General features: G+C 40.3%; 16 protein-coding genes and 1 pseudogene. 9 read left to right on the forward strand and 8 right to left on the reverse strand.

What is annotated here, in order from left to right; genetic code table 11:
• Nucleotides 1-366 precede the first annotated feature (366 nt).
• Together L2764_RS23105 and L2764_RS23110 are read left to right on the forward strand one after the other, a co-directional pair.
• Nucleotides 367-636: a hypothetical protein gene (locus tag L2764_RS23105; protein ID WP_248942679.1), complete on the forward strand. Its 270-nt coding sequence runs from the start codon at nucleotides 367-369 to the stop codon at nucleotides 634-636.
• 89 nt (nucleotides 637-725) lie between these two features.
• On the forward strand, nucleotides 726-1166 hold the full coding sequence (locus tag L2764_RS23110) for a DUF4345 domain-containing protein (RefSeq protein ID WP_248942680.1): 441 nt from the start codon (nucleotides 726-728) through the stop codon (nucleotides 1164-1166).
• A gap of 67 nt (nucleotides 1167-1233) precedes the next feature.
• Here L2764_RS23110 and L2764_RS23115 read toward each other — a convergent pair whose 3' ends face one another.
• The 3 genes from L2764_RS23115 to L2764_RS23125 form a co-directional block, all read right to left on the reverse strand.
• A complete protein-coding gene (locus L2764_RS23115; RefSeq protein WP_248942681.1) occupies nucleotides 1234-1725 on the reverse strand; it encodes a hypothetical protein in 492 nt (163 codons plus the stop codon).
• Nucleotides 1726-1854: 129 nt separating this feature from the next.
• A complete protein-coding gene (locus L2764_RS23120) occupies nucleotides 1855-2373 on the reverse strand; it encodes a hypothetical protein (RefSeq protein WP_248942682.1) in 519 nt (172 codons plus the stop codon).
• Between the two features lie 140 nt (nucleotides 2374-2513).
• The gene (locus L2764_RS23125; protein WP_248942683.1) at nucleotides 2514-2999 is read right to left on the reverse strand and encodes a VF530 family protein; all 486 of its coding nucleotides are present in this window, start codon (nucleotides 2997-2999) and stop codon (nucleotides 2514-2516) included.
• A 309-nt stretch (nucleotides 3000-3308) separates the two neighbouring features.
• Here L2764_RS23125 and L2764_RS23130 point away from each other — a divergent pair, with 309 nt between their 5' ends.
• The 3 genes from L2764_RS23130 to L2764_RS23140 all read left to right on the forward strand — a co-directional run bounded on the left by L2764_RS23130 (nucleotide 3309) and on the right by L2764_RS23140 (nucleotide 5829).
• Nucleotides 3309-4919 (forward strand): ABC-F family ATPase, encoded by a 1611-nt coding sequence (locus L2764_RS23130; RefSeq protein WP_248942694.1) that lies wholly within the window; start codon nucleotides 3309-3311, stop codon nucleotides 4917-4919.
• A gap of 121 nt (nucleotides 4920-5040) precedes the next feature.
• Nucleotides 5041-5445: an acyl-CoA thioesterase gene (locus tag L2764_RS23135; protein WP_248942684.1), complete on the forward strand. Its 405-nt coding sequence runs from the start codon at nucleotides 5041-5043 to the stop codon at nucleotides 5443-5445.
• Between the two features lie 111 nt (nucleotides 5446-5556).
• Complete coding sequence (locus tag L2764_RS23140; protein ID WP_248942685.1) at nucleotides 5557-5829, forward strand: acylphosphatase; 273 nt, start codon at nucleotides 5557-5559, stop codon at nucleotides 5827-5829.
• Between the two features lie 193 nt (nucleotides 5830-6022).
• Here the strand turns inward: L2764_RS23140 and L2764_RS23145 are convergent, their stop codons facing one another.
• The gene (locus L2764_RS23145) at nucleotides 6023-7318 is read right to left on the reverse strand and encodes a Tle-like phospholipase domain-containing protein (RefSeq protein ID WP_248942686.1); all 1296 of its coding nucleotides are present in this window, start codon (nucleotides 7316-7318) and stop codon (nucleotides 6023-6025) included.
• A gap of 93 nt (nucleotides 7319-7411) precedes the next feature.
• The gene (locus L2764_RS23150) at nucleotides 7412-7882 is read right to left on the reverse strand and encodes a CesT family type III secretion system chaperone (protein WP_248942687.1); all 471 of its coding nucleotides are present in this window, start codon (nucleotides 7880-7882) and stop codon (nucleotides 7412-7414) included.
• 185 nt (nucleotides 7883-8067) lie between these two features.
• On the opposite strand from L2764_RS23150, the gene L2764_RS23155 reads away from it, so the two are divergent.
• From L2764_RS23155 to L2764_RS23165, 3 genes and pseudogenes are all read left to right on the forward strand, one after another.
• Nucleotides 8068-8235 carry a hypothetical protein gene (locus tag L2764_RS23155; RefSeq protein WP_248942688.1) on the forward strand — a complete coding sequence of 56 codons (168 nt, stop codon included), beginning with the start codon at nucleotides 8068-8070 and terminating at the stop codon, nucleotides 8233-8235.
• A gap of 300 nt (nucleotides 8236-8535) precedes the next feature.
• The gene (locus L2764_RS23160) at nucleotides 8536-8805 is read left to right on the forward strand and encodes a hypothetical protein (protein ID WP_248942689.1); all 270 of its coding nucleotides are present in this window, start codon (nucleotides 8536-8538) and stop codon (nucleotides 8803-8805) included.
• A pseudogene (locus L2764_RS23165) lies at nucleotides 8781-9290 on the forward strand (IS6 family transposase); the annotation flags it as partial. The gene L2764_RS23160 and the pseudogene L2764_RS23165, both read left to right, overlap by 25 nt.
• 130 nt (nucleotides 9291-9420) lie before the next feature.
• On the opposite strand, the gene L2764_RS23170 reads toward L2764_RS23165, so the two are convergent.
• Both L2764_RS23170 and L2764_RS23175 read right to left on the reverse strand, forming a co-directional pair.
• Entirely contained in the window at nucleotides 9421-9894 is a 474-nt protein-coding gene (locus tag L2764_RS23170) for an Lcl C-terminal domain-containing protein (RefSeq protein ID WP_248942690.1), read from the reverse strand.
• 6 nt (nucleotides 9895-9900) lie between these two features.
• Entirely contained in the window at nucleotides 9901-10737 is an 837-nt protein-coding gene (locus L2764_RS23175; RefSeq protein WP_248942691.1) for an Lcl C-terminal domain-containing protein, read from the reverse strand.
• Nucleotides 10738-10981: 244 nt separating this feature from the next.
• On the opposite strand from L2764_RS23175, the gene L2764_RS23180 reads away from it, so the two are divergent.
• Nucleotides 10982-11983: a hypothetical protein gene (locus tag L2764_RS23180; protein WP_248942692.1), complete on the forward strand. Its 1002-nt coding sequence runs from the start codon at nucleotides 10982-10984 to the stop codon at nucleotides 11981-11983.
• On the opposite strand, the gene L2764_RS23185 is transcribed toward L2764_RS23180, so the two are convergent.
• On the reverse strand, nucleotides 11980-12126 hold the full coding sequence (locus L2764_RS23185) for a hypothetical protein (RefSeq protein ID WP_248942693.1): 147 nt from the start codon (nucleotides 12124-12126) through the stop codon (nucleotides 11980-11982). The two genes, L2764_RS23180 and L2764_RS23185, sit on opposite strands and share 4 nt — an antisense overlap.
• Nucleotides 12127-12663: the final 537 nt, after the last annotated feature.

The following is a 12663-nucleotide window of genomic DNA, read 5'->3' on the forward strand; positions in this document are numbered from 1 at the left end:
CGGTGCGCCAAGTCAGCGAAATAAGCTAAAAAAGGCGAGTTGGGACGATGATTACAGGGCAAAAGTTTTCTTTGGTTAATTATCCGACAAAGTATGCTCCCGCCCTGATGATGACGGCGGGGTTAATTAACATGATTGGGCTGAACCTGTTGAGTCTTTAAGTTCAATGAAATAAATAAACGCGTTCTAAAGGTGAGTGCTGCATTTTCTAAGTGTGGCATTTTTTTACATTAAAAATCACTAGATGAGTTAACTCAGTTGCTAATTTCGTTATCTGCAACTAAATAACATAGGAGGATGATAAAGAATAAAGCAAGGAATGATATGGTGCGATATATTGTATTAATAGGGATGTGTAGTCTGTGTATGGCCCTTACACTTGAGGCCGCAGGATTAGTACTGTCGCAAATAGGCACGGCAGACAATGTAGGCAGTGCGGGTGTGACGAATAACCAATACTCTGCCGCGGTGATCACTAATGTGGTAGGGATCACTACAGTGGACAGGCTTGTTTATCAAGTGGGCCTAAAATACCTTGATATTAACCAAAAGTACGAAGAAACCACTAATTATCGCAGTTTAAATGCCTCCTCTGAGATGTTTATTCCCCCATTTATCGGTGGCGAGTCAAATTGATGAACATTGGTATTATGGTTTGGTTTTATATGCCCCTAAGGGGCTGGCTTTATTTTATTCTTATCATTCAGTGAGTGGGAGTTAATCGTATGTTCCAAGCTAAAATATTTCTAATTATTGCTGTTATTGGTTTATTTCCGATTGCGCTGTCATACGGTGTGTTACCAGAAACCAGCATTCCTTGGTTGTATGGTTTTTCGGTGGATACCATTAATAGTATTAATATTTTCCGGGCGATTATGGGGGTATATTTAGCGGTAATTATTTTTTGTATTTTAGGGGCATCCAATAAAGGCTTAACGTCACCGGCTTTATATAGTTTAATTGTTTTTATGTGGGGGTTAGCGGTCGGAAGGGCTACGAGTCTTATTATTGATGGTGTGGCCCATTGGCTGCTGATCACTTATATGGGGGTTGAAATTATATTTGCACTGGTTGGTATGATGGTATTGAGAAAATTTAAGCAGGAACAAGCTGAAGAAGATAAAAATCAGTTGCCTGAGGGGGGAAATGATGGTGAGAATGATTAGCATGAAAGGTTAAAATAAACTCAGTCAGGTGATGAGATTGACTGAGTTTATTTTATTGAGGTTTACGTTATTGTTTTCTCACAAGCTCAAATCGCATTGCGACTTCTTTTGGTCCAATGATGTTATACCCGATACCGCTCATTTTATTAGTATCATCTAATTGAAAATCAAAGATGAGTTGAGCATGAGTTTCTGACGTTTCTGAAAGGATAATATGGCCACGATTGATCCCGCCAAGTAAGATGTCTGTTCCATCCATTAATTTTTGTTTTTTCGTATCATAAGTAGTCCATTTGCTTTTACCAGTAATGATGCCATCCGGGCGTTGAACAAGCTCCCATTCGACTGTCATATATCGTTCATGAAAAGTCATTTTTTTATGTGTATTGGGTGCCGAAAAGGGTTGGTTTTCAGTTCTATCGACTAAATAACTGAATTGATTTGTTGTATACCAAGTACCTGTCACGTTGTTTTCGGTGGCATGAGTGAGTGGAGAAATGTATGTTAGAAGCAGTAGAAAAAAGAATAGGATAGATTTAATTACGATACTTTTTTTCATGTCTTTTCCATGAGGAGTTAAAAAGTATATTAATTATAGACGGTTGAAATAGATTCATTTTGAAATATTTTTTCTAAAAAGTATCATCAATGTTTTTTATGAGTCATTTTCTTGGCAATGGGTTTAGACCTATTTACAGTCGTCATTATTGGTCTGGAGTTTTTTTGTTGGCTTTCGAATGAGTTCAAAAGGGAAAGCAATCATTTTAGGGCCGGATACACTGTAACCAATACCCATTATTTTATTTGCGTCATGAGTGATGTCGAATATTACATGGGCACTATCATCAGCAGATTCAGTCAGTATCACATGGTTATGTTTATAAGCACCAATGAGTGATTCATTACCTTCAATCACTTTTTTATTATTTTTATCATAACTAATCCAATGGTTAGTCCCCGTAATGAGACCATGAGCATCTTGATTGAGTTGCCATTGTAAGGATAATGTTCGTTTTAGTAGTTTTTTACCCTGATGGAGGAGCGGCATACCATAGGGGTGCTCTGTTGTATGTTCAACTAAATAAGGAGTGGGAGTCGCAGTATACCAAGTTCCCGTTAAATTATTCTCAGTAGCATGAGTCAATGGAAGTGAGTTGATAAATAATATTGGGAATAGAAAGGACAATAGAAATATTCGAGTCAACATACATACCAGAGCCTAAGTTACGTGATGCCGTTAAAGGTATATTTATTGTAGCTAATATTTTACTGATATGGGTTTTGAATTAATCGGTGGAATAATAATGAATAGGAGCAAGTTGATTGCTCCTATGGTGAATCATCGACTTATTTACCCCAAGGATTATCAGGATCTTGTGAGGGGTTAGCGCGCTTTGCTCGTGAACTAGCAGCATTAGATGACGGTCGGTCACCCTTTTTAAAACGAGAAGAGCCTTTGCTATTATTCATTGATTCATAATCGGCAGTGGCCTTGGCACGCATTTGGGCGACCATTTCAAGGGATAATGCTTGAGGTTTACGGGGCATGATGCCATCTTCAAATCCGCGTTCTCTTGCTTTAAGCTCAAATTGTGCAGCCGTCGCCTTAGGCATACGCTTGAAACGGTAGAGATAAAAATTTTCCACCCGCTCTCTAGCCCATTCAGTTTTTTTCAGAAACTTAATACATGCTGCTAAGCTAGGATTGAGATGAAAACATTCTAAACGCAGGGCTGCATATAAAATTTTCCAATCATAAAAATCGACTAACTCTGTGATCATGGTTTCCAGCTTTAGACCATGTAATGGATTATTTTGTTGTTGTTCAATCATGAATGTTCCAAATACAGCAAATAAGGTGTCAAAATTAAGCTAACTCATTGATAAAGTCATGCGCTCTGAATATATATCAAGGTGACATGAATTCAGCATTGTCATGTTACTTGAGTCATACCTAATCATAATAACAATAAAAAGTGTCCATTACCTCATCAATAGGTAATATTCTCGACATTTTTGGCTGAAACTCTGTATAATTCGCGACCTCTTATTTCATACTTACGCACATCTTATTCTGAGTTGGCTTGATTGCTTGTCATTTGTCAGAAAATGGGCCTATCAGTAAACAGCTGGAAAATTCCTTTGATCTCTACCGCGAACATCACAATGCAATTTGGCCCAGAGCCATTATTTGAAAATATTTCGGCCAAATTTGGTAACGGTAACCGTTATGGCTTAATCGGTGCTAATGGTTGTGGTAAATCCACCTTCATGAAAATCTTGAGTGGTGAATTAGCGCCAACCTCGGGTAACGTATCCATTACGCCGGGCCAAAAGGTCGGTACTCTGAGCCAAGATCAGTTTGCATTTGAGCAATACAGTGTCATCGACACGGTGATCATGGGTGATGCTCGGCTGTGGAAGGTCAAACAAGAGCGCGATCGTATCTACGCTTTGCCTGACATGAGCGAAGACGATGGTATGAAAGTCGCTGAGCTTGAAAGTGAATTTGCCGAGATGGATGGCTACAGCGCCGAGAGTCGTGCGGGAGAAATTTTATTAGAAGCGGGTATTGAAGAAGCGTTTCATTTTGGTTTAATGCAGCAGGTGGCACCGGGTTGGAAACTGCGAGTCTTACTGGCGCAAGCGCTGTTTTCGAATCCCGATATTTTGTTGCTCGATGAGCCAACCAACAACTTGGATATTCACACCATTAATTGGCTGGGCGGTGAATTAAACAAACGTAAGTGCACCATGATCATCATTTCTCATGATAGACACTTTCTCAATACGGTTTGCACCCATATGGCCGATATTGATTATGGTGAGTTGCGTATTTATCCTGGAAATTATGAATATTACATGGAAGCGGCGGCGTTAATTCAAGAGCAATTATTGGCGGGAAATGCCAAGAAAAGCGCTGAGATGGATGAGTTACAAGATTTTGTCAATCGCTTTGGAGCGAATGCCTCTAAGGCTAAGCAGGCCAGTTCTCGCGCTAAAAAGCTCGATAAAATTAAACTGGACGACGTGAAGTCATCCAGTCGTATGACGCCATCATTGAGTTTTCAAGAAGGTAAAAGAATGCACCGCCAAGCATTGATCCTTGAAGAATTAGGCCATGGTTTTGATGAAGGCATGTTATTTGAAGGTGGCGAACTTATTCTTGAAGCAGGAGCAAAGCTTGCTGTGATCGGTGAAAATGGCGTGGGTAAATCCACCTTATTACGCTGTTTGGTGAATGAATTACAACACAATGAAGGCGTCATTAAGTGGTCTGAAAATGCCGCTATTGGCTATTGCCCACAAGATAGCACCGCGGATTTTGATAACGATTTGAATCTCTTTGATTGGATGTCTCAGTGGCGTACCCCTAAGCATAATGATCTCATGGTGCGCGGCATGTTAGGGCGGTTATTGTTTACTGACGATGACATCAACAAAAAAGCCAAAAACTGTTCCGGTGGTGAGAAAAACCGTTTGTTGTTTGGTAAGTTGATGATGATGGATATCAATGTACTCGTCATGGATGAGCCGACTAACCATATGGATATGGAAGCCATTGAAGCGTTAAATAATGCGCTTAAAGTCTATGAAGGTACGTTGATTTTTGTCAGCCATGATCGCGAGTTTGTTGCTTCATTAGCCACTCGCATTATTGATGTGAAAGCCAAAAAGCTGGTTAACTTTCATGGCACGTTTGATGAATACTTTGCCAGCCAGGAAGAGGCTCAAGCCAAAAAAGTGGCCTAGTCGCGTTAAAACCTGAATGTAAGACTTGGGATGAGTAAAACGTCGTTGACGATAATAAAGCTGCCGATTAAGGCAGCTTTTTTGTTAAGCTAATGCATTATGAAATAATGATAGTGAGTGGATGATGTCGGGTAAAAAAAGTATTTGGCATGGGCAAGTGAGAGATTATGAGTTAGACAGCCAAGGTATAGTGAATAACGCAAATTACCTGCATTACTTTGAACATGCACGGCATGTCGCTTTATCTAAAACATTAGGGATCAATTTTATTGCTTATCAACAGCAAGGCATTGATTTTGTCATGTCTGAAGTGTGTATAAAATATCACGCCTCCCTGTATTCAGAAGATTTGTTTAGTGTTGAAACGACTTTTAATATTCAAGGTCGGTTAAGAATTATTGCAGAGCAGAAGATTTTTATAGAGAACAAGTTGATTGTGGACGCACAAACGACAATAGTGTGTATTAATCGAGATAAGGGTAAGCCTGTTATGCCCACTGAAGTCTTTGATGCGATGAAAAGTTAACTTGATGCCAAAATTGCCAAGAATGTGGTAATGATAAGTTTCACGACTAAATGTTGATATATAGGGTTGATATATAGGGTTAATAATATCGGATCCAAGCAGAAGGTGACTATGATAGTACGCACGTTAAAAGCGATTGTGACGGGGCGAGTACAAGGGGTCTTTTTCCGTGCTGCAACAAAGCAGGCTGCAATAACGCAGGGTATTAGTGGTTATGCAAAGAATCTTGCAACGGGTGAAGTGGAAGTTGAAGCAACGGGCCAAGAGTCGCAATTAAAGGCGTTTATTGAATACTTAAAGCAAGGCCCAGCACAAGCTCAAGTGGATGACGTGGTTTGGGATTACATTCAAGCGAAATCTTTTGAGGGGTTTTCTATTAAATAACGCCCTAATACCGTTATTGTATTATCAGTAGCAGTAGCAGTAGCAGCAGTGGCGGCAGCTGAGGTGCTACCGCGTATGATGATAGAACCGTTGGGACATCATGATGGATTAATTGTTGTTCAGTTATGATTTTTACTTTGTTTTGTATCATTTCATCGATAAAGGCCAGCAATCATGGCTATAAGCCTCGTTGTTATTTAATCACTCTTCCAGTACTGCTTTGCGGTAGTCGCTCTTTTAAGCCATCACTCATGGCTTCAGGCATGTGGGCATCCTTTGTGCGTGTGAGACTTTCTTTAAATATAAACTGCTTAGCGCCTATTTGTGCTCTGGGCATGATGGGAAGCTTACGCAGCATCGTTTGAGAGACCCAATCACCTTGGGTATTAATATTGGTGATATCGGCATTGTTAATTCGGTCTATGCCAATTTCAGAGCGAGATAACGCACTTAATCCTGCGGAATTATATGCACTGGTGGCGATCCCTGTCATTGCGCCAGCATATTCTACAGCACCGCCGCCAAGTGAATGGCCTACAAGCTTGATGTTTAACGGCGACTGGGTATCCCCTAAATGGCGATTGAAGTCTGCTGCTATTTCTGCACTGGTGCGCATAAAACTGTCACTAAATAAGCTATTTGTGACACTCGCACGGCCAGAGGGCGCATCAATGATGCCATGAAAGACCAATTTTAGAGTGGCGGGTAACTTGTTTTCGTCGATATAAACCCCTGGACTAATGCCACTCCAGGTATCGGGTGTGATGATGCCTGTGTCAGGGTTAAAAGCATGTCGCCATTTTTCAGGGATCTCATCAAGTTCTGCGATGCGATGGTTGGGCGGTAACGTGGAACTTTCTGTAGAGTTTGTGGGTAAAAACTTGCTGTTGATCGGTAATTGGCGATGTATAAAGGCACAAAGTCGAGACTCATGATAAGCTTCTTGCACTCGATTATCGGGCAGTGCTTGTTGCGGCATTCTAGCATTAACACTCATGTCATGGCCTTGACAAGCATAGAATACCCGAGTTAATAAGGTCTCTGCGAGGCAAATAACGCCAGCGGCAGCCCCAACAGCGCCATTGAGTACATTGCCTGTGGCTGTGAGCAATGAACCAATCGCAAAAGCGCTAGCGTTTAACGCTTTTCCTAACACTCGGTCATTATTGAGTATGGAAGCTTCTGTTGGTTCACTGGCCCATTGCTGTCTGGCATAGTGGGTCAGGGGTTCACCACAAACGCGAAGAATATTACCGGGTCCTCGTCCTAGGGTTGAAATGAGATTACCTGCACTGTATTGCCCGCCCATTGGAGTATGTAATTGCCCTAAGCTGAGAGAGTCACTCGATTCAGTTTGTGATTGTATTTGCTTTAGTCCTGACAATGTCGATTGTGACTGCGGGTTAAATAATGATGGGTTTTCAATTTGAATGAGCGGCTCGTGATTGGGCTGTGGTGAAACGATACCGGATAGTACAGGTGAGACCATGTGATTATCTCCTCGCGTTGAGTCATAATGGACACAGGTTGATTAAAAGATTGAATTAATAACAGTTTAATGTATTTCTTGGTTTGATATTCATTAAACGATGATATTCATGGCTGTAGGCCTATTGGACTGAGTAGTATCAAAGTCAAAGGCTTTATTTTGATTAAACTCTAACGATAATGAGATAAAACTTTCTAATAAGTTTGCAAAACTATCGACATTAACGGTATCAATTTTTTCCATGAAAGTGAGTACGATTGATTCATTTCTCGGATCCAATGAAATAGCGGCCCCAGCAGTTGAGAAAGAAAAAGCATTCAGCTCGAGGGCTTTACGATAAAAAGGTTCTCTTGCTATTGGATCCAAGGGAAGGGTACAGAGTGTGGAATAAAAATAAAATAAATGTCGAATTGAGTCGATTTCGATTGTGATTGCGGTATTGTTTCCACATTGGAGTATAGCATGCCCATTGTCTTGCAATTGCAGTTTGATGCCAATAAGTTCTCCAATTTGTCCAAGCCAATCAGATACCTGTTGTTGAGGTGTCAGTATTATTTTTTTCATAGTGAGCTCATGTTTTATCTTTCATACTATTCATTAATATTTTTATTATTTTGTCAGGTTAAAGCGATGAACTAGTTATAACCCTATGACGACGGATCTTCTTCTATAAAAAGTATAAAACTATTAGTTTTCTGCAAATGTGAATAAAGTTTAATCACATGCTTACTGACAATTGAGTGAATATAATGGCCATATTATGTGTTGAAAGAGGCATGTTTATGCGTGTTTTGATGGGGTTTAACCCAGTGTTTATGTTAATGATGCTATTCATTATCAGCGGGCAAGTTTACCGCCAACTTGGTAAGGTTAATCCGATCAGAATGAATAACACTAGTGAGGCTGGTGATGATTAATGGAGATTAATGGAGATTAATGGAGATTAATCGACATAACGGTAAGCTTGTCATGCCCGCAGGGGAGCGGGGTTCGATTAAAAACTAAGGTATACCTTTTCCTAGTGTTGTAAAAGGAGCCTACGTATCAAGATGAGTGATGAGGTGGCTATGTCAGCAATAAAGGCAAAAACAGGTTTTACTGCAGCAACAGCGAATACACGGGGATTTATGCATTCTCTTAATGAGATGAGTTCAGCCTTTATTGCGTTTGCTCCAGAGGCTTAAGGCTTACTTTTAGATATTGGTGCAGGGCACGGTGTGGCAAGCATCCCCGTTTTTGAGCAGCAAATTAATATTATTGCTTGCGATATTGAAGTTGAACATTTGCAGTATATTGATGACTCTTTACCTATCCATTTAAAGCCATATTTAACTAAAAAAGTGGCTGAATTTCCAAATGAAGTAGAGTTTGACAGCAATAGTGTGGGTGCTGTTTTGATGTCTCATATATTGCCTTTTTTAACACCGAGTCAACTGGATGAAGTGTTTGTTAAATTAGCTTGTTGGATGAAACCTACGTTAAAATGAAGGGAAAGTGGCATTACCTGTATCGGGCAATCAATAAGCAAGGCGAGACACTGGATTGTTATTTCTTCCATAAACGTAATAATCATGCGGCTTATCAATTGTTGAAGCGATGCTTGAGGTATTACAAAAAAGACAAGCAACCTAAGGCATTAAACACAGACAAACACGCTTCTTATGCGTATGCCATAGCGAGATTGAAGAAGAAGGGTCACCTACGACAGGACGTCAAACAGCGGCAAGTTAAATACCTTAACAATGGCATAGAGTCGGATCATGCTCCCATTAAGAAACTCGTCAAGGCAACGGGTGGTTTCCGGCTAAAAAAACGGGCATGGTCAACCCTTCAGGGTTTTGAATTTCTACGAATGCTCAACAAGGGGCAATTTGATTTTTGGCTACGCCATGATGAACGGGACACCGTGGTGAGGGAGCGATCTGCCTTCATTAATCGGTTGTTCAATATCGAGATGGTTTTCACCGGATGATTTGCTAAGAATCGAGCAAAGTTCACCCGAATAGATTTTTTGCAACAAGCCCCTTTCCTTAGCAGCCTTATGAATCTAGCAGCCGCTTTTAATTTTGTGTCAACTTTAGATCAAGTAGAACATCATCAACTTATCTGACGAGCAAGAAGAATAGCTCCCGATTTTTTGGACTGGTATTGACGGTTCCAATCGCTAAATTCACTGACCATACATTGTCATGATCTGCTACAGTATGGGTCGAAGTCCAATAATCGCTTAATGGGATATCCATAAAGACGTTATCATTCACGGCAGGCTCATTACAATAATAATTTACAATCGACTGTAATTCATTTTTGTTCGGTACGCGCCAATCCATTTTGTCATTAAATACGACATCAGCAGCATAAACAAGTGCAGCCTGCCAAGTAAACCTAGATGCCTCCCCTTCACAGCCTTCAGGGGTCCAATTCATTCCCACTGGACACCGCATCCATTCAAGTTGTGTCCTTAAATGGGTACTACTGCCATACTGATTATCAATATAATAGTCATAGTTTTGACACTCTCCATAGGCTAAAAAGGAGCTCATTAATAACGCGATATAAATAACAAATAATTTCATGATTCATTAATCTCCACTAGTCACTAGCCGAATGTGTTTATTTCTATCCACAGGGATAGCCAACACATGACCACGTTGAAAGCCAACGACCCATGCTCTATCAGAGGAAGCTTGATACGCCTCATTCACCCAGTAATAACTATCAATAGTATTGGGGAAGAAATCAGTGTTAATGGCAGGGTGAATACGATCATTTGCAACAATATTAACTAATTCATGGGCTGTCGGTAAACGCCAGTCATGCTGACCGCATAGTCCTTGTTCATTGACTCTATGCACATAAGCTTGGGCATCACAAGCCGCATTCACGTCACCCGACGCGTAACCATAGCAATGCGTTACCTCCGAGGTTATTGCTATCGTGGAATGCCAAGTAAAAGTGTCATTGGATTGATGTAGGTTATTGCTTTCAACGGGGCTCTTCACCTCCCACGTCAGCCCTGTTATGTTATCACGTATACAAGCCCATGGCTTTGCTGCGTATGAGGCATTTTGCTCAACTAATGCAGCCCCATTATTCTCCAATTTCGTAAAATTAAAATCGCGATTATATTTTTGTCTGTATATTGCATCTTGGCCGGGGGGGACCCAGTCTCCTTCAGCATCATAACCGCCCATTTTATCGGTAATACTCGGTTGGGTGAGCGCACAATCTAAATGGTTATTCCCATTGTCTGTGGCTTCTAACACGGGGTAATCAGGGTTTAGATCTATGTAGCTATAGTCAGCACAGGTGTTAACGCCTGTGACATTGATACCCGTATACCCATTTTCAGATGAATTATCACAAGCAGATATTATCGTTAAAATTAACAGTAATGTAATACGCTTTTTATTTAACATGTTAATCCTTGGCTAACTAAGTATTAAGTGCCTGAGGTGAAGTTATCAGGTGTTCTGTTTGATTTTTAAGCTCCCCTAATATGCCTATTACCTGATAACACATGAGTTTCTGCTTGCTAAAGGGCTAAATTCAACCTTTGAAAACTTTTACTTAAGTACTTAACACCTATAAAAACATAAAAGATCCATTATTAAAATTACAGCCTACTATTAACTAATAGCACTCACTTGATAAAACTCAACTATGGCACTCAATAAAAAAATCCCGCTTAGATTAACGATAGCATTAATAGTGCTATCCCTTAACTTAGTATCACCATTGAGTCACGCATCTTGTAAATGGCTTACTAATGGTACAGATACTTGGAGTACATGTTGCTCAAGTGCTGACTGTAAGCTTGATGTTAATATCACTTATAGCAGTGAAAATAATTATCCAATAAAGATAAAACACGGAGCGCAATACTGCACAACTCCCACAGACAGCACAGGATATATTAATAACTGGGCAAACAGTGGTTATTCATTTGATGCTACTTATAAAGTTTATGATAGCCGCACTATTTTTGATAAGTGTGATAGCCCTGGTTCGGGGGATTTTTGGTTTGATTTTTATGCATTAAAAGCAGGAGGAGAAGCCCAATATGCACTTGATCCAAGTAAGGCTGACACAGGGGATCATTTTCTTGCATATAGAATACCCTTCAATCAAGATAATGGATGGTACATATGGAATCTCGGTACTGACAAAAGCTTGTACAAAAAAACGACGAATAACATTGGCTATCTGATCCAATCGACTTTATCCTCTCCAACAAACAATACTTCTTATACATTAGACATCAACATAACTGAAACTGGCCTGCTATATGAACAGAGAACGTCAAAAGGCACCTTGCCTTCCCCTTCATCAGAGGCAACGCCGCAATGCTTAAGCTTAAGCGATACAGGAACCGTATTCGACAATGGCTTTTTAAAACTGGCTTGGCAAGGAGATGGGAATTTAGTCCTATATACTGCCGATTGGAGTCCAGTTTGGTCAACCGGTACACAAAATGTGGGCCATAATCTTTGTTTTCAAGGATCTGATGGCAACCTCGTCATTTATGATAATAATGGTAACCCTAAATGGGCGTCAGGGACAACAACAGGTCAAACACTTGTATTACAAACCGATTGTAACTTAGTTATTTATGATAATAATGGAAACCCTAAATGGGCTAGTAATACTAATTTCTGTAATTAAAAACTCATACTATTGATATAGGAGTTAACCCAAAACGCTTTATGCCAAACAATATTAAGCGGATCGGCTTGCGCGGGAACTTGCTCAACCACAGGCTGACTACTAATAAACTCATTCAAAATAATATTGTTATGTTCAACCACATGGCCGTCATGTAGTTTTTTGAGAATATCCTCTTGGAGGAGCCTGCCTGTATTTTGTTCTGAGCTGCCATTGTCCTGAGTGAATTTAGTGACAGTTACCTGTGTCTAATGAACGAGCTTATGGCATAGGGGGATGGTGGATTCATGGCTCACGGGTTTACGGACACTTTATTCACTCTGGACCATTGCAGTGCTGTTGATTGTCATCTTTTGCTTTAAATCTGTTGATTGGGCTTTACACTAGTTCTGACACCCACGCAAACGCAGCGATAAGGCTAATTTCGCCCAGACTCCCAACACCGCTAATCTCAGTTAATTAACTGAGTCGTTATTCAACACCTTAAAACTCATGCATTTTTTCAAATTCACTCATTTTTATGGCTTGTTATCGATAGTGGCATTAAACATTGTCCCGCTCATATTTCGAACGTAACCGTCCGAGCAAGTACATCTTCAACCGTGTTCATCGATCCCTTATGTTAACCCCTGACTATGATATCAGGAGTTAATATGACTAAGCGTTCTCATGAAGAGTGG

Origin of the sequence: Shewanella surugensis (assembly GCF_023284005.1) — a bacterium.
Classification (GTDB): Bacteria; Pseudomonadota; Gammaproteobacteria; order Enterobacterales; family Shewanellaceae; genus Shewanella; species Shewanella surugensis.

Bases quoted from the DNA above. Each gene is read 5' to 3' on its own strand.
- L2764_RS23110 (WP_248942680.1), top strand. From the start codon at position 726: ATGTTCCAAGCTAAAATATTTCTAATTATTGCTGTTATTGGTTTATTT.
- L2764_RS23135 (WP_248942684.1), top strand. From the start codon at position 5,041: ATGATGTCGGGTAAAAAAAGTATTTGGCATGGGCAAGTGAGAGATTAT.
- L2764_RS23170 (WP_248942690.1), bottom strand. From the start codon at position 9,894: ATGAAATTATTTGTTATTTATATCGCGTTATTAATGAGCTCCTTTTTA.
- L2764_RS23115 (WP_248942681.1), bottom strand. From the start codon at position 1,725: ATGAAAAAAAGTATCGTAATTAAATCTATCCTATTCTTTTTTCTACTG.
- L2764_RS23125 (WP_248942683.1), bottom strand. From the start codon at position 2,999: ATGATTGAACAACAACAAAATAATCCATTACATGGTCTAAAGCTGGAA.
- L2764_RS23175 (WP_248942691.1), bottom strand. From the start codon at position 10,737: ATGTTAAATAAAAAGCGTATTACATTACTGTTAATTTTAACGATAATA.
- L2764_RS23120 (WP_248942682.1), bottom strand. From the start codon at position 2,373: ATGTTGACTCGAATATTTCTATTGTCCTTTCTATTCCCAATATTATTT.
- L2764_RS23140 (WP_248942685.1), top strand. From the start codon at position 5,557: ATGATAGTACGCACGTTAAAAGCGATTGTGACGGGGCGAGTACAAGGG.
- L2764_RS23155 (WP_248942688.1), top strand. From the start codon at position 8,068: ATGGCCATATTATGTGTTGAAAGAGGCATGTTTATGCGTGTTTTGATG.
- L2764_RS23105 (WP_248942679.1), top strand. From the start codon at position 367: ATGGCCCTTACACTTGAGGCCGCAGGATTAGTACTGTCGCAAATAGGC.
- L2764_RS23180 (WP_248942692.1), top strand. From the start codon at position 10,982: ATGGCACTCAATAAAAAAATCCCGCTTAGATTAACGATAGCATTAATA.
- L2764_RS23150 (WP_248942687.1), bottom strand. From the start codon at position 7,882: ATGAAAAAAATAATACTGACACCTCAACAACAGGTATCTGATTGGCTT.
- L2764_RS23145 (WP_248942686.1), bottom strand. From the start codon at position 7,318: ATGGTCTCACCTGTACTATCCGGTATCGTTTCACCACAGCCCAATCAC.